Source organism: Arthrobacter sp. NicSoilC5 (assembly GCF_019977395.1).
Lineage (GTDB): Bacteria > Actinomycetota > Actinomycetes > Actinomycetales > Micrococcaceae > Arthrobacter.
In genome coordinates, this window is record NZ_AP024660.1 from 4641620 (window position 1) to 4661687 (window position 20068).

Annotated in this window: 13 protein-coding genes and 2 rRNA genes; 13 read left to right on the plus strand and 2 right to left on the minus strand. The window is 64.4% G+C overall.

Translation table 11 applies throughout. The features are described 5' to 3' along the window. The first annotated feature begins 35 nt into the window (after positions 1–35). The 8 genes from argB (at position 36) to LDO22_RS21565 (ending at position 7835) form a co-directional block, all read left to right on the plus strand. Positions 36–995 (plus strand): acetylglutamate kinase, encoded by a 960-nt coding sequence (gene argB, locus LDO22_RS21530; RefSeq protein WP_224025631.1) that lies wholly within the window; start codon positions 36–38, stop codon positions 993–995. Continuing rightward, positions 992–2245, plus strand: coding sequence for an acetylornithine transaminase (locus tag LDO22_RS21535; RefSeq protein ID WP_224025632.1), 1254 nt, complete (start codon positions 992–994; stop codon positions 2243–2245). Before argB ends, LDO22_RS21535 begins: the two co-directional genes overlap by 4 nt. Beyond that, a complete protein-coding gene (gene argF / locus LDO22_RS21540) occupies positions 2242–3243 on the plus strand; it encodes an ornithine carbamoyltransferase (protein WP_224025633.1) in 1002 nt (333 codons plus the stop codon). The genes LDO22_RS21535 and argF overlap by 4 nt, the downstream gene beginning before the upstream one ends. Then, positions 3243–3773 (plus strand): arginine repressor, encoded by a 531-nt coding sequence (locus LDO22_RS21545; protein ID WP_159632296.1) that lies wholly within the window; start codon positions 3243–3245, stop codon positions 3771–3773. The genes argF and LDO22_RS21545 overlap by 1 nt, the downstream gene beginning before the upstream one ends. 45 nt (positions 3774–3818) lie before the next feature. Beyond that, the gene (locus LDO22_RS21550; RefSeq protein ID WP_224025634.1) at positions 3819–5024 is read left to right on the plus strand and encodes an argininosuccinate synthase; all 1206 of its coding nucleotides are present in this window, start codon (positions 3819–3821) and stop codon (positions 5022–5024) included. Between the two features lie 5 nt (positions 5025–5029). After that, entirely contained in the window at positions 5030–6457 is a 1428-nt protein-coding gene (gene argH / locus LDO22_RS21555) for an argininosuccinate lyase (RefSeq protein WP_224025635.1), read from the plus strand. Positions 6458–6527: 70 nt separating this feature from the next. Then, complete coding sequence (locus tag LDO22_RS21560; RefSeq protein WP_224025636.1) at positions 6528–7076, plus strand: pyridoxamine 5'-phosphate oxidase family protein; 549 nt, start codon at positions 6528–6530, stop codon at positions 7074–7076. 21 nt (positions 7077–7097) lie between these two features. Beyond that, positions 7098–7835: a maleylpyruvate isomerase family mycothiol-dependent enzyme gene (locus tag LDO22_RS21565; RefSeq protein WP_159632293.1), complete on the plus strand. Its 738-nt coding sequence runs from the start codon at positions 7098–7100 to the stop codon at positions 7833–7835. A gap of 84 nt (positions 7836–7919) precedes the next feature. On the opposite strand, the gene LDO22_RS21570 is transcribed toward LDO22_RS21565, so the two are convergent. Further along, on the minus strand, positions 7920–8414 hold the full coding sequence (locus LDO22_RS21570; RefSeq protein WP_224025637.1) for a methylated-DNA--[protein]-cysteine S-methyltransferase: 495 nt from the start codon (positions 8412–8414) through the stop codon (positions 7920–7922). Then, entirely contained in the window at positions 8411–9889 is a 1479-nt protein-coding gene (locus tag LDO22_RS21575) for an AlkA N-terminal domain-containing protein (protein WP_224025638.1), read from the minus strand. Before LDO22_RS21575 ends, LDO22_RS21570 begins: the two co-directional genes overlap by 4 nt. A 128-nt stretch (positions 9890–10017) precedes the next feature. On the opposite strand from LDO22_RS21575, the gene LDO22_RS21580 reads away from it, so the two are divergent. The 5 genes from LDO22_RS21580 to LDO22_RS21600 all read left to right on the plus strand — a co-directional run bounded on the left by LDO22_RS21580 (position 10018) and on the right by LDO22_RS21600 (position 19991). After that, positions 10018–10707 carry a DNA-3-methyladenine glycosylase gene (locus LDO22_RS21580; RefSeq protein WP_224025639.1) on the plus strand — a complete coding sequence of 230 codons (690 nt, stop codon included), beginning with the start codon at positions 10018–10020 and terminating at the stop codon, positions 10705–10707. 51 nt (positions 10708–10758) lie between these two features. Beyond that, positions 10759–12987, plus strand: coding sequence for an AAA family ATPase (locus LDO22_RS21585; protein WP_224025640.1), 2229 nt, complete (start codon positions 10759–10761; stop codon positions 12985–12987). A 34-nt stretch (positions 12988–13021) separates the two neighbouring features. Continuing rightward, positions 13022–14335 (plus strand): tyrosine--tRNA ligase, encoded by a 1314-nt coding sequence (gene tyrS, locus LDO22_RS21590; RefSeq protein WP_224025641.1) that lies wholly within the window; start codon positions 13022–13024, stop codon positions 14333–14335. 502 nt (positions 14336–14837) lie between these two features. Then, positions 14838–16359, plus strand: a 16S ribosomal RNA gene (locus LDO22_RS21595). 503 nt (positions 16360–16862) lie between these two features. Next, positions 16863–19991: ribosomal RNA gene (locus LDO22_RS21600) — 23S ribosomal RNA — on the plus strand. The 16S and 23S rRNA genes sit together here, the layout of an rRNA operon. Positions 19992–20068: the final 77 nt, after the last annotated feature.

Below are 20068 nucleotides of genomic sequence, written 5' to 3' on the forward strand. Positions count from 1 at the left end.
ACCGCCAGGCACAAGCCGCTGTGGAAAGTGACAACATGAACACCCAGACGCGTGAAACCACCAGCATGTCCGCCGCCCAGGACAAGGCAGAAACCCTGATCGAGGCACTGCCTTGGATCCAGCGGTTCGCCGGCACCACCATGGTGATCAAATACGGCGGCAACGCCATGGTCAACGACGAACTCCGGCGTGCCTTCGCCGAGGACATCGTCTTCCTCCACCACGTGGGCATCCACCCTGTAGTGGTGCACGGCGGCGGTCCGCAGATCAACTCGATGCTGGGCCGGCTGGGCATCGAATCCGAATTCAAGGGCGGCCTGCGCGTCACCACCCCCGAGGCGATGGACGTGGTCCGCATGGTCCTCACCGGCCAGGTGGGCCGCGAACTGGTGGGCCTGATCAACTCCCACGGTCCCTACGCCGTCGGCATGTCCGGCGAAGACGGCGGGCTCCTCCGCGCCGTCCGCACCGGGACCGTGGTGGACGGCGAAGACGTGGACCTGGGGCTGGTGGGCGAGGTGGTCGGCGTCGACCCCGCAGGCATCATGGACATCCTCGCCGCGGGCCGCATCCCCGTAATTTCCACGGTGGCCCCGGAAATCGTCGACGGCGGCGAAGGCGTGGCGGGGGCCGCGCGGTTCCAGCCCACCGGCCAGGTCCTGAATGTCAACGCCGACACCGCAGCGGCCGCCGTGGCCTCGGCCCTTGGTGCCTCCAAGCTGGTGATCCTGACCGACGTCGAGGGCCTCTACGCCAACTGGCCGGACAAGTCTTCCCTGATCTCCTCGCTCACGGCGTCGGAGCTGCGGGACATGCTGCCCCGCCTCGAATCCGGCATGATCCCCAAGATGGCCGCGTGCCTCAAGGCCATCGACGAGGGCGTGGAACGCGCACACATCGTGGACGGGCGCCTGCCCCACTCCATGCTTCTTGAAACATTTACGACGGCGGGCATCGGCACCCAGGTTGTCCCGGACGAGGAGATCAACGGATGAACACCATGGAAAAGTCACCAGTGAATGAGTTGGTGGAAACCACGGGCCACGCCGGTTCCGAGTGGCTCTCCCGCTACTCCAGCTCGCTGATGAACGTGTTCGGCACGCCGCAGCGGGTCCTGGTCCGCGGCGCCGGCTGCCTGGTCTGGGACGCCGACGGCAAGGAATACCTGGACCTGCTCGGCGGCATCGCCGTGAACGCCCTGGGCCACGCCCACCCGTTCGTGACGTCGGTGATTTCCAGCCAGCTGGCCACCCTGGGGCACGTCTCCAACTTCTTCACCAGCCCCACCCAGGTGGCGCTGGCCGAGAAACTCCTGCAATTGGCCCACGCGCCAGCCGGCTCCAAGGTGTTCTTCAGCAACTCCGGCACCGAGGCCAACGAGGCAGCGTTCAAGCTGGCCCGGCGCAACACCGGTTCCGGGGACACGAAACGCACGAAGATTATTGCCCTGGAGGGCGCCTTCCATGGCCGGACCATGGGGGCCCTGGCACTCACCGCCAAGGAAGCCTACCGTGCACCCTTCGAGCCGCTGCCCGGCGGCGTGGTGCACATCCCGTTCGGTGACATCGCCGCGCTGGAGGCAGCCGTTGACGACACCGTCGCCGCCGTGTTCCTGGAACCGATCCAGGGCGAGGCAGGCGTCCGTCCGCTGCCGCCGGGCTACCTGAAGGCAGCGCGGGAGGCCACCAGCAAAGTGGGCGCCCTGCTCATCCTGGACGAGGTCCAGACCGGCATCGGCCGGACCGGCAAATGGCTCGCCAGCGAGGATGCGGGCATCGTCCCCGACGCCATCACCCTGGCCAAGGGGCTGGGCGGAGGCTTCCCCATCGGTGCTCTGCTCACCTTTGGTGAGCAGACGTCGTCGTTGCTCTCAGCAGGCCAGCACGGCACGACGTTTGGCGGAAATCCCGTGGCTACCGCGGCGGCCCTGGCCACCCTCCACGCCCTCGAAAGCCAGAACGTGCTGGCCAACGCGGCGGCGGTTGGGGAGCACCTGCGCTCCGCGCTGGGCGCCATTCCCGGCGTCACCGAAGTCCGCGGCGAAGGACTGCTGATCGGCTTCGACCTGGACGCCGACGTCGCGCCGGCCGTGGTGCAGGCGGCCCTCGACGCCGGCTTCATCGTCAACAGCCCGGGTCCGCGCACCATCCGCCTGGCACCGCCGCTGATCCTCACCACGGCGCAGGCCGATGCCTTCCTCTCCGCTTTCCCGGCAATCCTCCAAGCAGCTAAGGACGCCCAGTGACCACCGCAACCCGGCACTTCCTCAAGGACACCGACCTCAGCCCCGCCGAGCAGGCAGAGGTGCTGGAACTTGCCGCCCGCATGAAGGCGGCCCCCTACAGCGTGCAGCCCTACGCCGCGGAAGGCAGCGGCCGCAAGACCGTGGCCGTGATCTTCGACAAGACCTCCACCCGGACCCGCGTGTCCTTCGCCACCGGCGTGGCCGACATGGGCGGCAACGCGCTGGTCATCAACCCGGGCGAAGCCCAGATCGGGCACAAGGAATCCGTGGAGGACACCGCCAAGGTCCTCGAACGGATGGTGTCCACCATCGTGTGGCGCACCGGCGCGCACGCAGGCCTGGTGGCCATGGCTGCCAACTCCAAGGTCCCGGTCATCAACGCCCTGTGCGACGACTACCACCCGTGCCAGCTCCTGGCCGACCTGCTCGCCGTCAAGGAACACAAGGGCGAACTCAAGGGGCTCACCATGAGCTACCTGGGCGATGCCGCGAACAACATGGCCAACTCCTACCTGCTGGCCGGAGTCACGGCCGGCATGCATGTCCGGATCGCCGGGCCGGCGGGCTACCTGCCCGCGGAGGACATCGTCGCGGCAGCCCGGGAGCGTGCGGCCGAAACCGGCGGCTCCGTGCTCATCACCACCGACGCCAAGGAAGCGCTGCAGGGCGCAGACGTCGTAGCCACCGACACCTGGGTGTCCATGGGCCAGGAAGCCGAAAAGGAAGCCCGGATGCAGCTGTTCCGGGACTACTCCGTGGACTCGGACGCCATGGCACTCGCCGCGGAAGACGCCGTCGTGCTTCACTGCCTGCCCGCCTACCGCGGCTACGAAATTTCCGCCGACGTCATCGACGGCCCGCAGTCCATCGTCTGGGATGAAGCCGAAAACCGGCTGCACGCCCAGAAGGCGCTGATGGCGTGGCTGATGCACCGCTCGGGCCTTGCCTTCGTGGACGGACTTTCCCCCGTCGAAGGCACCGGAGAGAGCACGTTCTAGTGTCCGCCCAGCCGTCCTCCCCGGGCACCAGCCCCGCCACCAAGACCGCCCGGCAGGCGCGCATCACCGCCATCCTCACCGGGCAGTCCGTGCGTTCCCAGGCGGAGCTTGCGGCGCTGCTGGCGGACGATGGCGTCCAGGTCACCCAGGCCACGCTGTCCCGCGACCTCGTGGAACTGGGTGCCGTCCGGGTCCGCGGGAAGGAAGGCGTCCTGGTGTACGCCGTCCCCGGCGAGGGCGGCGAACGGGGCGCCAAGAGCGGCGTCACCCAGGAGATCCTGGATGCCCGGCTCGCCCGGCTGTGCAGCGAACTGCTGGTCACCGCCGAAGCGTCCGCCAACATCGCAGTCCTCCGGACGCCGCCCGGAGCCGCGAACTTCCTGGCCCTGGCCATCGACCACTCGGTGATGCCGTCCATCCTGGGCACCATCGCCGGTGACGATACCGTCCTGCTGGTTTCCCGTGACCCGCTGGGTGGCCCGGACCTCGCCGCCCGCTTCCTGCAACTGGCTGAGGAAGCCGGGCAATAAGCTTGAAGACAACAAATCAACCAACCCCAACAAGGAGCATTTAAAGTGACTGAACGCATTGTGCTGGCCTACTCCGGCGGCCTGGACACGTCCGTCGCCATCGGCTGGATCGGTGAAGCCACCGGTGCCGAGGTCATCGCCGTGGCGGTCGACGTCGGACAGGGCGGCGAATCGCTCGAAACCATCCGCCAGCGCGCCCTGGGCTGCGGCGCCGTCGAAGCCTACGTCGCCGACGCATCGGACGAGTTCGCCAACGAATACTGCGTCCCCACGCTGAAGGCCAACGCCCTGTACCAGGGCCACTACCCGCTGGTGTCCGCCATCTCCCGCCCGGTCATCGTCAAGCACCTGGTCAAGGCAGCCCGCGAATTCGGCGCCACCACCGTTGCCCACGGCTGCACCGGCAAGGGCAACGACCAGGTCCGCTTCGAAGTGGGCATCCAGACCCTGGGCCCGGACCTGAAGTGCATCGCACCGGTCCGTGACCTCGCCCTCACCCGCGACAAGGCCATCGCCTTCGCCGAGGAAAAGGGACTGCCGATCGAGACCACCAAGAAGAACCCGTACTCCATCGACCAGAACGTCTGGGGACGCGCCGTCGAAACCGGCTACCTCGAGGACATCTGGAACGCCCCCACCAAGGACATCTACGACTACACCGCCACCCCGGAATTCCCGCCGGCACCGGATGAAGTCATCATTTCCTTCGAAGCCGGCGTGCCCGTGGCCATCGACGGTGTCAAGGTCACCCCGCTGCAGGCCATCAAGGAACTCAACCGCCGCGCAGGCGCACAGGGCGTCGGCCGCATCGACGTGGTCGAGGACCGCCTGGTGGGCATCAAGTCCCGCGAAATCTACGAAGCCCCGGGCGCCATGGCGCTGATCACCGCGCACAAGCACCTCGAGGACATCACCATCGAACGCGAGCAGGCCCGCTTCAAGGCCACCGTTGGCCAGCGCTGGGCCGAGCTGGTCTACGACGGCCAGTGGTTCTCCCCGCTCAAGCGCTCCCTGGACGCGTTCATCGAGGACACCCAGAAGTACGTCTCCGGCGACATCCGCATGACCCTGCAAGGTGGCCAGGCCATCGTCAACGGCCGCCGCTCCGACACCTCGCTGTACGACTTCTCGCTGGCCACCTACGACACCGGCGACACCTTCGACCAGTCCATGGCCAAGGGCTTTATCGAGCTGTGGGGCATGTCCGCCAAGGTTGCCTCCGGCCGCGACATCCGGGTCGCAGGGAAGTAGCCCCTGTGGCTGAGCAAAAAACCGAAGCAACCAACGCAGGTGCGCTGTGGGGCGGCCGGTTCGCCGGCGGCCCGGCGGACGCCCTCGCGGCGCTGAGCAAGTCCACGCACTTTGACTGGCGGCTGGCCCGGTACGACATCGCCGGGTCCAAGGCGCACGCCCGCGTGCTCCACAAGGCCGGGCTGCTGGACGACGCCGAGCTGCAGGGCATGCTTGCAGCCCTCACCAAGCTCGACGAGGACGTGGCCTCCGGCGCCTACCTGCCGGCGGAGTCCGATGAGGACGTGCACGGTTCGCTCGAGCGCGGCCTGATCGAGCGGGCCGGTGCCCAGCTGGGCGGCAAGCTCCGCGCCGGCCGGTCCCGCAACGACCAGGTGGCAACCCTGGGCCGGATGTTCCTGCGCGACCACGCCCGGATCATCGCCCGGGGGGTCCTGGCTACCGTGGATGCCCTGGTGGAGCAGGCCAAGGCGCACCACGGTGTCGCCATGCCCGGCCGCACCCACCTGCAGCACGCCCAGCCGGTCCTGCTCAGCCACCACCTCCTGGCCCACGCCTGGGCCCTGCTGCGCGACGTGCAGCGGCTCCAGGACTGGGACAAGCGGGCCGGGGTTTCACCCTACGGTTCGGGCGCCCTGGCAGGCTCCTCGCTGGGCCTGGACCCGGAAGCGGTGGCGGCTGACCTTGGGTTCTTTTCCGCCGTGCACAACTCGATCGACGGCACCGCCTCCCGCGACGTGTTCGCCGAGTTCGCGTGGGTCTGCTCGATGATCGGCGTGGACCTGTCCCGGATCTCCGAGGAAGTCATCTTCTGGGCCACCAAGGAGTTCTCCTTCGTCACGCTGGATGATTCGTACTCCACGGGGTCCTCGATCATGCCGCAGAAGAAGAACCCCGATGTGGCCGAGCTGGCCCGCGGCAAGGCAGGGCGTTTGATCGGCAACCTGACCGGGCTGCTGGCAACGCTCAAGGGCCTGCCGCTGGCGTACAACCGGGACCTGCAGGAGGACAAGGAGCCGGTGTTCGACGCCGCCGACACGCTGGAGCTGCTGCTCCCGGCCGTGTCCGGCATGATCGCCACCCTGACCTTCAACACGGAGCGGATGGAATCGCTGGCTCCGCAGGGCTTCGCGCTGGCCACGGACATCGCCGAATGGCTGGTCCGCCAGGGCGTGCCGTTCCGCGAGGCCCACGAGCTGTCCGGTGCAGCCGTGAAGCAGGCGGAGTCCCGCGGCGTTGAGCTGTGGGACCTGACGGACGAAGAGTACGCCGCGATCTCGGAGCACCTGACCCCGGAGGTCCGGACCGTGCTGTCCACGGAGGGTTCGCTTAACAGCCGGAACTCCCAGGGCGGAACGGCGCCGGCCGCCGTCGAACGCCAGCTGGCTGCGCTGGAAGGCGAGCTTGCCGGCGTGCGGGAGTACGCCGGGTAGGAAACATTGTTGCCAAGGGCCCCGGGGCATGTTCCCTGGGGCCCTTGGCGTCTGTGGCTAGGCTGGGGCCATGAGCGAAACCTTCCGCAAGTTCCTTCGTACCCTGCCCGACTTCCCGTCCGACCTGCCCGGCTTCGACCCCGGCAACGCACCGCAGGACCCGGCCTTGCTCTTCAAGCAGTGGCTGGACGAGGCACTGGATGCGGGGGAGCAGCAGCCGCACGCGTTCAGCCTCGCCACGGTGGGGGAAAGCACCGACGGCGCTCCGCAGCCTTCTTCGCGGATGCTTATCCTGAAGAACATTGACGACGACGGCTGGCACTTCGCCACGTCCCGCACCTCCCGCAAGGGCCGCGAGCTGTCGGGGTCACCGCGCGCGGCGATGAACTTCTACTGGCCGGCCCTGGGCCGCCAGGTGCGGGTGGCGGGCACTGTGGTTGAGCTTTCCGCCGAAGCCTCCGCCGTCGACTGGCACGAGCGGCCCCGGGCCGACGGCAGCGACAACCCGGACTGGCAGCTCTACGCCCTCCAGCCGGCCGAAATCGAGTTCTGGCAGGCCAGCAACGACCGCCGGCACGTCCGCCACCGTGTCGGGCGGGACGGAAGACCACTGGACTGACTGCTCGGCTAGGCTAACCGCATGACGTCACCATCCCCTGCCGCCCTCCTCGCTGAACTGCACAAAGCCGCGGACGCACTGACCGCTGCGGTGGACCGGATTCCGGCCGGCGGCGAAAGGGCCCCGTCCACCCTTCCCGGCTGGAGCCGCGGCCACCTCCTGGCCCACATCGCCGGAATCTGCAGCGCGCTGGCCCGCCAGGTGGAATACGGGCGGTCCGGCAGGACGGTGGAGCTGTACGACGGCGGCGTGGACGGCCGCAACCGGGCCATCGAGCTTGCCGCCGGCCACAGCCTGGAGGAGCACCGGAAGGACGTTGCGGCCGCAGTGCAGCGGGCACTGGCGGCCTTCGATGCGCTGGGGGAGGACGAATGGCAAACGCGCATCGCCTTCCGCGACGGCGTGATTTTCGACGCCGGTTTGGCGCTCTGGCGCGAGCTGGTCATCCACACCGCGGACCTGGACACCGGCGCGGGACCCGAGACCTGGAACAGGGCATTCTGCTCCCACCTCTTCGACTTCCTCGCCGCCCGCGTGCCGGCGGAAACCCGGCTGGTCCTGCAGCCCGTGGCACTCCCGCCGCTGACCCTCGGAACCGGCGGCAGCACCGTCGTCGTCAGCGGGATGGTGACGGACATCGCCGCGTGGCTCGCAGGCCGGCAGCCGTCGCTGGACAGCCTGCGGGCCACGGCCGCCGGGGACGGCACCGATCTTCCCGGCCTGATGCCCTGGCCGTCGGCGATGCCGGACCCCAAGTAGCCATTCGTTGCCCCATCACTTTTGGTCCCCAAACCGGGGTTAAAGGGACCACAAGTGATGGAGCAACGCCAGGGGAGTGAGTGGTCAGGCGGCCTCGCGGGCCAGCAGGCTCTCTTTGATGCGCAGGCCCCAGCGGAAGCCGCCCAGCGAGCCGTCGGTCCGTATGACGCGGTGGCACGGCACGAACAGGGCAGCTGCGTTGAACGCGCAGGCACTGGCGGCGGCCCGCACGGCGCGCGGGTTGCCGGCCAGTGCGGCGTACTCCGAGTAGGTGACGGGTGAGCCCGGCTTGACCTGACGCAGCACGTCCCAGGCGTGGGCACGGAACGGTCCGGACTGCTGGCGGACCGGCACCGCCATGGCCGGGGCGGGGTCACCGGCATAGAAGGCCTCCACGGCGGATGAGATCCCCCCAAGGTCCGTTACCTCTTCCACGGCGTCGGGCCGCAGCATTGGATGGACCTGGCCGGTCAGGTCCGCCAGGCCGGCCGTCCAGCCGGACGCAAGGACCACGCCATCCTGGGCGAGGACCGTAAACGGACCGTCCGGCGTGGACAGCTGCAGCAGTTGGGCTTTCATGGCGTCCCTTTCGCGGGAATGGTGGTTTTTGCGGCGGGCCGGACGGCAGCGCGCCAGAGGTGCATGGTGGCGTAGGAGCGCCACGGGCTGGTCTCCCGGAAGTCAGGGCTCAAGGCGCTGGTCCCATTATCGAGGGCGCGGATCCCGTTCCGCACGGCGGCGTCGTTGGCAAGGAAAATATCCGGGGCACCCAGGACCCGCATGGCGACGTACCCCACCGTCCAGGGCCCGACGCCGGGGAGCGGCAAAAGTGCCGCGGTGAGGCTTGGGAGGTCGTCTCCATAGCCGAAGTCCAGGCGGCCGCGGGCCATGGCCTCTGCAGCATGCAGCAGCGACTCGGTGCGGCGCCGGGGGCCGCGAAGCAGATGTCCTGCAGCAGCGATTTCCGCCGGAGTGGGAAACAGGCGGTCCAGGCCGTCGCCGGGGGCACTGGCAGGACTGCCCGCCGCGGACAACTGGGTCAAGGCTGTCCTGGCGGCCGCCACCGTGATCTGCTGGCCCACCATGGCCCGGATCAGCAGTTCCTGCGGATCCACCGCGCCCGGCAGGCGCATCCCCGGTGCGGAGGCAACGGAGCCGGCAAGCCTGGGATCGGCGGCGAGCGTGCCGTCGATCGCCTCCGGGTCCGCGTCCAGGTCGAACAGCCGGCGGACGCGGCTGAGCAGCGCCGGAAGGTCGCGAAGGTCCACCGCGCCGATGGTGAGGGTCAACGGCCGTTCCCGGGCCCCGTCGTCGTACTCCACCCTGAAGCGCGCGTCCCCGTGGGGGAGCCGCAGCGTCCGGGCATAGGAAGTGGGCGTGCCGTCCTCGACCCCGGGGATGGCGCGGACCGCCAGGAAGGAGAAGATGCCCGGATCGAAAGGCGGACGGTAGGGCAGGCCCAGGGTCAGGGCTGTGGCGCCGCCGCCGTTCACCGGATGGCGGACGGTCCTCCTGAGCGCCGTGGGCGTCATATCGAACACCTCGGCGATGGTCTCGTTGAACTGCCTGACGCTGCTGAAGCCTGCCGCAAAGGCGACGTCGGCGAGTTTCATCGATGTTGAAACCAGCAGGGTGCGGGCCGTCTGGGCCCGTGCGGCGCGGGCCAATGACAGGGGGCCGGCGCCAAGTTCCTGGCCGAGGATCCGGTTCAACTGGCGCGGCGAATACCCCAGCCGGGCGGCCAGGCCCGCCACGCCGTCGCGGTTGATCACGCCGTCGTTGATCAGGCGCATCGCCCGCCCCGCGATGTCCTGCCGCACGTTCCAGGCCGGGGTTCCGGGCACCGCCTCCGGCAGGCAGCGCTTGCAGGCGCGGTAGCCTGCCTCGTGTGCGGCGGCGGACGTCTCGTAGAACGTGACGTTGGAGGCCTTGGGGGTCCTGGCAGGGCACGACGGCCGGCAGTAGATCCCCGTGGTGCGGACGGCCGTAAAGAACTGGCCGTCGAACCGGGTATCGCGGGCATCGATTGCCCGGTAGCGCTGCCAGAAGTCCATTCCTCCATCCTGCCAGCCGCCGGCCACGGCTTCTAGCGGAAATCGGACATGGCCGTGGGCGTGCAGATCCACCCCGGACCCCTTTCCGGTGGCGGATGAAACCTGCGGGATCTGGGTAAGGTCAACTAATGAACCAAAGCGCTGGGGCAATGGCACAGCTGCGGGAATTCCTGTCCGCGGACGCCCGGGAACTCGCACCAAAGCTGCTCGGTGCCGTGCTCACCCATGAGTCCCGCGACGGTGCCGTGTCCGTCCGGCTCACCGAGGTGGAGGCCTATATGGGCCCCGAGGACTCCCTGCACCCGGACCCCGGCTCCCACACCTACCGCGGCCCCACGCCCCGCAACGCCCCCATGTTCGGCCCCGCCGGCCACCTCTACGTCTACTTCACCTACGGAATGCACCACTGCACCAACATCGTGTGCGGTCCGGCCGGCGTCGCGTCCGCCCTGCTGCTCCGGGCAGGGGAAGTGGTGGACGGGCTGCAGCTGGCCCGGCTGCGCCGTCCAACGTCCAAAACTCCTGCGGACCTTGCCAGCGGGCCGGCCCGCCTTGCCAAAGCGCTGGGATTGACGACGGCGGACAGCGGCCGCGACGCGCTCGCTCCGCCGTTCCGGCTCGAACTTCCGTCCGTTCCCGCCGGCGCGGTCAGTTCCGGTCCCCGGGTGGGGGTGGCCGGCGCCGGAGGCACGGACGAATACGCCTGGCGGTACTGGCTGACCGGCGACCCTACCGTGTCCAGATACAAGGCAGCGAAGCCGCGGACCCGGAAGCAGGCAGCGGAACCCCGGCCGGATGCAACGTTTCACCGGCGTTAACGGAAATGGTTGTAGAATGGACGGTCTGTCTTTTGCGATAGGGGAACGTTAATGCTTGACGCCGAATTGGCCCACGAACGGGAGTATGTAGCCGGCCTGTACGCCCGGCTGGAGGAACTCCGGGAGGAGAAGCGCCGCCAGTTGGCGCAGGTCCGTCGTGCCGGAGCCGTGGGCACCATGCAGAACGTTTCGGAGCGGGACGCGTTCGCTGCACTGTATGAGGACCGCCTGGCGCAGCTGGACGCCGTGGATGACCGGCTGGTTTTTGGCCGCCTGGACCTGGACTCCGGCGAAGCGCAGTACATCGGCCGCATTGGCCTCACCACCGAGGACCTGCAGCGTCTCATGGTGGACTGGCGTGCCCCCGAGGCCGGGCACTTCTACCAGGCCACGGCCTTTGACCGGCAGGGCGTCCGCCGCCGCCGGCACCTGATCCTGCAGGGACGCGAGGTCAAGGCCATCGAGGACGATGTCCTGGACGCCGGGATGCTCACGGACGACGAATCGCTCCAGGGCGAAGGTGCCCTGCTGGCTGCCCTGAACTCCAAGCGGACCGGCCGCATGTCGGACATCGTCAGCACCATCCAGTCGGAGCAGGACCGGATCATCCGCTCCTCCATCTCCGGCGCCGTCGTGGTCCAGGGCGGACCCGGCACCGGCAAGACCGCAGTGGCCCTGCACCGCGCCGCCTACCTGCTCTATACCCACCGTGACCGGCTCAAGAGTGCCGGCGTGCTGCTGGTGGGGCCGTCGTCGTCGTTCATGAAGTACATCGAACGGGTGCTGCCGTCCCTGGGTGAGACCGGCGTGGTCATGGCTAGCCTTGGCCGCCTGATGCCCGGCATCCACGCCGTTCCGGAAACAGACGCCGACGTCGCCGCCATGAAGGGGCGGCTGGACATGGCCGCCATCGTGGCCAACGCCGTCTCCAACCGCATGCGCGTCCCCGCCCAGAACCGGATCCTCGAGGTCGACGGCCGCAAGCTGACCCTTACGCCCCGGCAGGTGCGCCGCGCGCGGGAACGCGCCCGCGCCACCGGAAAGCCGTACAACGAGGCCCGCGTAACGTTCGTGAAGATCCTGCTGCGCGAACTGACCGAGCAGATGACCGAGCTCGTCGAGGCCGGAAACATTGGCAACAACGCGGACCGCTCCTACCTGGCCGAGGACGTCCGGACCGCCCGGGACGTCCGGATCGCCCTGAACCTGTGCTGGATGCCCATGACGCCGGAGAAGCTCATCTCCGACCTCTTCAGCAAGCCGGAGGTGCTGGAGTTCTGCACCCCCCACCTGACCCCTGCCGAGCGGGCGCTGCTGCAGCGTCCGGCCGATGCGCCGTGGAGCGAGTCCGACGTCCCGCTGCTGGATGAGGCCGCCGAGCTGCTTGGGGAGCTGGACCCGGCCGCCGGACGCGGGCTGGCCCAGCAGGAGCACGACCGTGCCCGGGACCTCGCCAACGCAAAGCAGACCCTGGTCAACATGGAAGCCGCCGGGGTGGATCCGCTCATGTCCGCAGAGGAGCTGGCGGAGCAGAACCGGGAGCAGGAAGCCCGGCAGACGGCAGCCGAACGCGCAACGAGCGACCGCACGTGGGCGTTCGGGCACATCGTCGTGGATGAAGCCCAGGAGCTTTCGCCCATGCAATGGCGTCTGCTGGTGCGCCGCTGCCCGCTGAAGTCCTTCACCATCGTGGGCGACATTGCCCAGACCAGCTCCGTGGCCGGGGCCAATTCCTGGCAGGGGGCGCTGGCCCCGATGTTCGGCGACCGCTGGCAGCTGGAGGAGCTGACCGTCAACTACCGCACCCCGTCCCAGATCGCCGAGGCCGCCGTCAGGATGGCCAACGCCGCGGGCTTGGTGGTCTCCGCACCCAAGGCCGTCCGCGAGGGCCGCTGGGCCCCCATCATCGACGAGGTGCCCGCCGGCGGCATCGTGGACCGGCTGGTGGAGGTCCTTCCGGAGGAGCTTGCGGCGCTCGACGGCGGCCTGCTCGCCGTGATTGCCGACGGTGACCTCCTGCCCCAGGCAACGGCGGCCCTCCGTGCCGTATACGGCCGCAGGATCGGCACCGGGGCCGGCAGCTACGAGCAGGACATCGTGGTCATCAGCCCGCGTGAGGCAAAGGGCCTGGAGTTCGACGGCGTGGTGGTCCTGGAACCCTCCGTGATGCTCAACCACGAACACGGCAAAGTGGGGGACCTGTACGTCGCCATGACCCGCGCCACGCAGAGGCTGCGGCTGATCGCGGCGCAACCGGTCCCCGCCGGTATTGCCGGCTGACGGGGCAATCGGCGTTACTGCTAACTTAGGAAGCGTGCCAGAACTGAACATCCTCGAACCGCAGCGCAACGACCCCACTTTCGCCAATATTTGGCAGGAACTGAAGTGGCGTGGGCTGGTCCATGTTTCCACCGATGAAGCGGAGCTCGAAAAGCTGCTCGCCAACGGGCCGGTCACGTACTATTGCGGCTTCGACCCCACCGCGCCGAGCTTGCACCTGGGCAACCTGGTCCAGCTCCTGGTCATGCGGCGGCTTCAGCTGGCAGGGCACAAGCCCCTCGGCCTGGTGGGCGGGTCCACCGGCATGATCGGGGACCCGCGTCCGACGGCGGAACGCACCTTGAACACCAAGGACACGGTGGCGGAGTGGGTTGGCTACCTCCAGGCCCAGGTGCAGCGCTTCCTCAGCTTCGAGGGGGACAACGCTGCCAGGATGGTGAACAACCTGGACTGGACGGCGCCGCTGAGCGCCATCGACTTCCTGCGTGAAGTGGGCAAGCACTTCCGGGTGGGCACCATGCTGCGCAAGGACGCCGTGGCGTCCCGGTTGAACTCCGATGAAGGCATCAGCTACACCGAGTTCAGCTACCAGATCCTGCAGGGCATGGACTACCTGCAGCTTTACCGCGACTACGGCTGCGTCCTGCAGACCGGCGGCTCGGACCAGTGGGGCAACCTCACCAGCGGTACGGAACTGATCCGCAAGGTGGAGGGCAAGAGCGTCCACGCCCTGGGGACCCCGCTCATCACCAACTCTGACGGAACCAAGTTCGGCAAGAGCGAAGGCAACGCCATCTGGCTCGATGCCGGCATGTGCAGCCCGTATGCGTTCTACCAGTTCTGGCTCAACACTGCGGACGCGGACGTGGTGGACCGGCTCAAGGTGTTCACCTTCCTGACCCGCGCGGAGATTGAAGAGATTGCCGTTTCGGTGGCGGAGCGTCCGTTTGCCCGTGAGGGTCAGCGGAAGCTTGCCTTCGAAGTGACCTCGTTGGTGCACGGCGTTGACGCCACCGAAAAGGTCATCGCAGCTTCGGCGGCGCTCTTCGGCAACGGGGATTTGGCCGCATTGGACAAGGCAACCCTGCAGGCTGCAACGTCCGAACTTCCTTCCACCACAGTGCAGGTGGATGAGATGGGGATTGTGGACCTGCTGGTGGCGTCCGGTCTTTCCGAAAGCAAGTCCGCCGCACGCCGGACCGTGGGTGAAGGCGGAGCCTACGTGAACAACGAGAAAGTCTCGGATCCTGACGCTGTGATCTCCGAGTCGGAGCTCCTGCATGGACAGTACCTGCTCCTGCGCCGGGGCAAGAAGAACCTGGCGACAGTGGAAGTACTGGTCCCGTAACCGCGGGAGCGCAACCTACCACCTGCACGCCCCTCGGCGGCCGATTTGCGCGGCCGCGGAGGGGCGTGTATTGTTTTCTGAGTCGCCGCCGCTGAGTGGTGACAAACCCCCAACTGATATTGAGAAGCAATTCTCGGCCATGCGGTGCATGGAACCAAGAATGCTTCTCATTCTGCTGGGCGGATTCATTCCGCAGAGTGAATTCCGGGAAAACAACCGGATTTGCAAAAGCGAATATGAATGAAATAAGATAAAAACATCGCAGCGAAGAAATACGGAAAAGAAATTCTCTTTTGAATTGTTCCGGGAATATTCGTATGTGTCTGTTGTTTGAGAACTCAATAGTGTGCCAAGTTTGTTGATACCGATTATGTATGTAATTGGTTGAATTTGCCGAATCGTGCCGCCCCTGTGGTGTGGTTTGGTGTTTTTAGCTGGTTTCAAATTTTGTGCAGCCATTATGACCGTTATTTCCGGTGGTTTTGGTTGTGTCTGTTTGTTTTCAACGGAGAGTTTGATCCTGGCTCAGGATGAACGCTGGCGGCGTGCTTAACACATGCAAGTCGAACGATGATGCCCACTTGTGGGTGGATTAGTGGCGAACGGGTGAGTAACACGTGAGTAACCTGCCCTTGACTCTGGGATAAGCCTGGGAAACTGGGTCTAATACCGGATATGACCGACTATCGCATGGTGGTTGGTGGAAAGCTTTTGTGGTTTTGGATGGACTCGCGGCCTATCAGCTTGTTGGTGGGGTAATGGCCTACCAAGGCGACGACGGGTAGCCGGCCTGAGAGGGTGACCGGCCACACTGGGACTGAGACACGGCCCAGACTCCTACGGGAGGCAGCAGTGGGGAATATTGCACAATGGGCGCAAGCCTGATGCAGCGACGCCGCGTGAGGGATGACGGCCTTCGGGTTGTAAACCTCTTTCAGTAGGGAAGAAGCGTAAGTGACGGTACCTGCAGAAGAAGCGCCGGCTAACTACGTGCCAGCAGCCGCGGTAATACGTAGGGCGCAAGCGTTATCCGGAATTATTGGGCGTAAAGAGCTCGTAGGCGGTTTGTCGCGTCTGCCGTGAAAGTCCGGGGCTCAACTCCGGATCTGCGGTGGGTACGGGCAGACTAGAGTGATGTAGGGGAGACTGGAATTCCTGGTGTAGCGGTGAAATGCGCAGATATCAGGAGGAACACCGATGGCGAAGGCAGGTCTCTGGGCATTAACTGACGCTGAGGAGCGAAAGCATGGGGAGCGAACAGGATTAGATACCCTGGTAGTCCATGCCGTAAACGTTGGGCACTAGGTGTGGGGGACATTCCACGTTTTCCGCGCCGTAGCTAACGCATTAAGTGCCCCGCCTGGGGAGTACGGCCGCAAGGCTAAAACTCAAAGGAATTGACGGGGGCCCGCACAAGCGGCGGAGCATGCGGATTAATTCGATGCAACGCGAAGAACCTTACCAAGGCTTGACATGAACCGGAAAGACCTGGAAACAGGTCCCCCACTTGTGGTCGGTTTACAGGTGGTGCATGGTTGTCGTCAGCTCGTGTCGTGAGATGTTGGGTTAAGTCCCGCAACGAGCGCAACCCTCGTTCTATGTTGCCAGCACGTGATGGTGGGGACTCATAGGAGACTGCCGGGGTCAACTCGGAGGAAGGTGGGGACGACGTCAAATCATCATGCCCCTTATGTCTTGGGCTTCACGCATGCTACAATGGCCGGTACAAAGGGTTGCGATACTGTGAGGTGGAGCTAATCCCAAAAAGCCGGTCTCAGTTCGGATTGGGGTCTGCAACTCGACCCCATGAAGTCGGAGTCGCTAGTAATCGCAGATCAGCAACGCTGCGGTGAATACGTTCCCGGGCCTTGTACACACCGCCCGTCAAGTCACGAAAGTTGGTAACACCCGAAGCCGGTGGCCTAACCCCTTGTGGGAGGGAGCTGTCGAAGGTGGGACTGGCGATTGGGACTAAGTCGTAACAAGGTAGCCGTACCGGAAGGTGCGGCTGGATCACCTCCTTTCTAAGGAGCACCTACAACAACCGGCCTGGATGTATGTCCGGGTGTGGGGGTTGTCAGGAAGCAAGCCCGTTGCGCAGGCGATTGTCCTGCGGCGGGTGCTCATGGGTGGAATATCAACAAATAGCGGCCGTTGTGTTGTCGTGTCTTTTCCTAGTACGAACCCTGGTGGTTCTGGAACGGTGGGCGTGGTGATGTGGTGGTTTTCGTGTTTGGCACACTGTTGGGTCCTGAGGCAACAGGACCACGGGTTCGCTGTCTTCGCCTTTCGGGGTGTGGGTGGTGTTCTGGTGGGTTTGTTTGTTTCTGGTTTCCCTGCCATGACGGTCCATGCACGTGTGTGTGGGGTGTGTGGTGTGGGGTTGTTGTTTGAGAACTACATAGTGGACGCGAGCATCTTGTATAAGAAGCAATTTCCAAGATAAATGAACCTGGATCTGGTTCGTGTGCCTTTGGGTGCGCGGGACAGTTTTCGTGGTTCTCTCGAAAATGTTTTTGATCTTTGTGGTCAAGTTTTTAAGAGCACACGGTGGATGCCTTGGCATTAGGAGCCGAAGAAGGACGTAGGAATCTGCGATAAGCCTGGGGGAGTCGATAACCGGACTGTGATCCCAGGGTGTCCGAATGGGGAAACCCCGCCAAGCGCGCGAGTGACTTGGTGACCCGTACCTGAACACATAGGGTGCGTGGGGGGAACGCGGGGAAGTGAAACATCTCAGTACCCGCAGGAAGAGAAAACAATAGTGATTCCGTTAGTAGTGGCGAGCGAACGCGGATCAGGCTAAACCGTTCCATGTGTGATAGCCGGCGGGCGTTGCATGGTCGGGGTTGTGGGACTTTCCATACCAGTTCTGCCGGGCTGGTGGGGTGTGATGTGCGCGCATAGGTGAACGGTTTTGAAAGGCCGGCCAGAGAGGGTGTTAGTCCCGTAACCGTAATGTGTTTGTACCGCCTGTGAGAGTATCCCAAGTAGTACGGGGCCCGAGAAATCCCGTGCGAATCTGTCAGGACCACCTGATAAGCCTAAATACTCCCTAATGACCGATAGCGGACCAGTACCGTGAGGGAAAGGTGAAAAGTACCCCGGGAGGGGAGTGAAACAGTACCTGAAACCGTGTGCTTACAATCCGTCGGAGCCAGTCTGATTCTGGTGACGGCGTGCCTTTTGAAGAATGAGCCTGCGAGTTAGTGTTACGTCGCGAGGTTAACCCGTGTGGGGCAGCCGTAGCGAAAGCGAGTCTGAATAGGGCGTGTGAGTGGCGTGATCTAGACCCGAAGCGAAGTGATCTACCCATGGCCAGGTTGAAGCGACGGTAAGACGTCGTGGAGGACCGAACCCACTTCAGTTGAAAATGGAGGGGATGAGCTGTGGGTAGGGGTGAAAGGCCAATCAAACTTCGTGATAGCTGGTTCTCCCCGAAATGCATTTAGGTGCAGCGTTGCGTGTTTCTTGCTGGAGGTAGAGCTACTGGATGGCTAATGGGCCCTACAAGGTTACTGACGTCAGCCAAACTCCGAATGCCGGTAAGTGAGAGCGCAGCAGTGAGACTGTGGGGGATAAGCTTCATAGTCGAGAGGGAAACAGCCCAGACCACCAACTAAGGCCCCTAAGCGTGTGCTAAGTGGGAAAGGATGTGGAGTTGCCCAGACAACCAGGAGGTTGGCTTAGAAGCAGCCACCCTTAAAAGAGTGCGTAATAGCTCACTGGTCAAGTGATTCCGCGCCGACAATGTAGCGGGGCTCAAGTACACCGCCGAAGTTGTGGCATTCAGATATTTAGCTAAGCCCTTGTGGTTCAGGCGTCTGGATGGGTAGGGGAGCGTCGTGTGGGCAGTGAAGTCGCGGTGTAAACCAGCGGTGGAGCCTACACGAGTGAGAATGCAGGCATGAGTAGCGAAAGACGGGTGAGAAACCCGTCCGCCGAATGATCAAGGGTTCCAGGGTCAAGCTAATCTGCCCTGGGTAAGTCGGGACCTAAGGCGAGGCCGACAGGCGTAGTCGATGGACAACGGGTTGATATTCCCGTACCGGCGAAAAACCGTCCATGTTGAACAGGGGATACTAACCGCCCGAGACCTGCCTGACACCCCTTGTGGGTGAAGGGTTTTGGTGGAGCGCGGGACCTGATCCTGGGAGGCAAGCGTATTAACAGGTGTGACGCAGGAAGGTAGCCGAGCCGGGCGATGGTTGTCCCGGTCTAAGGATGTAGGGCGAGTGGTAGGCAAATCCGCCACTCATATAGCCTGAGATCTGATGGGACCCCCGTTTGGGGGGATTTGGTGATCCTATGCTGCCGAGAAAAGCATCGACGCGAGGTTTTAGCCGCCCGTACCCCAAACCGACACAGGTGATCAGGTAGAGAATACTAAGGCGATCGAGAGAATTATGGTTAAGGAACTCGGCAAAATGCCCCCGTAACTTCGGGAGAAGGGGGGCCCCAACCTTGAACGGACTTCGCGTCCGGGAGGGGATCGGGGCCGCAGAGACCAGGGGGAAGCGACTGTTTACTAAAAACACAGGTCCGTGCGAAGTCGCAAGACGATGTATACGGACTGACTCCTGCCCGGTGCTGGAAGGTTAAGAGGACCGGTTAGCCTCACGGCGAAGCTGAGAATTTAAGCCCCAGTAAACGGCGGTGGTAACTATAACCATCCTAAGGTAGCGAAATTCCTTGTCGGGTAAGTTCCGACCTGCACGAATGGAGTAACGACTTCCCCGCTGTCTCAACCATAAACTCGGCGAAATTGCAGTACGAGTAAAGATGCTCGTTACGCGCAGCAGGACGGAAAGACCCCGAGACCTTTACTATAGTTTGGTATTGGTGTTCGGAGTGGCTTGTGTAGGATAGGTGGGAGACGTTGAAGCCCGGACGCCAGTTCGGGTGGAGTCATCGTTGAAATACCACTCTGGTCACTTTGGACATCTAACTTCGGCCCGTAATCCGGGTCAGGGACAGTGCCTGATGGGTAGTTTAACTGGGGCGGTTGCCTCCTAAAAAGTAACGGAGGCGCCCAAAGGTTCCCTCAGCCTGGTTGGCAATCAGGTGTCGAGTGTAAGTGCACAAGGGAGCTTGACTGTGAGAGAGACATCTCGAGCAGGGACGAAAGTCGGGACTAGTGATCCGGCGGTACATTGTGGAATGGCCGTCGCTCAACGGATAAAAGGTACCTCGGGGATAACAGGCTGATCTTGCCCAAGAGTCCATATCGACGGCATGGTTTGGCACCTCGATGTCGGCTCGTCGCATCCTGGGGCTGGAGTAGGTCCCAAGGGTTGGGCTGTTCGCCCATTAAAGCGGTACGCGAGCTGGGTTTAGAACGTCGTGAGACAGTTCGGTCCCTATCCGCTGCGCGCGCAGGAAATTTGAGAAGGGCTGTCCTTAGTACGAGAGGACCGGGACGGACGAACCTCTGGTGTGTCAGTTGTACTGCCAAGTGCACCGCTGATTAGCTACGTTCGGATGGGATAACCGCTGAAAGCATCTAAGCGGGAAGCTCGCTTCAAGATGAGATTTCCATACACATTATGTGTGAGAGGCCCCCAGCCAGACCACTGGGTTGATAGGCCGGATGTGGAAGCGAGGACTAACGACTCGTGAAGCTGACCGGTACTAATAGGCCAATAACTTACACCACACAGAAAAACATTCTGCTTGCGTCCACTATGTGGTTCCCAACCAACAACCCTGTTGGCGGAACCTAACAATTGAATA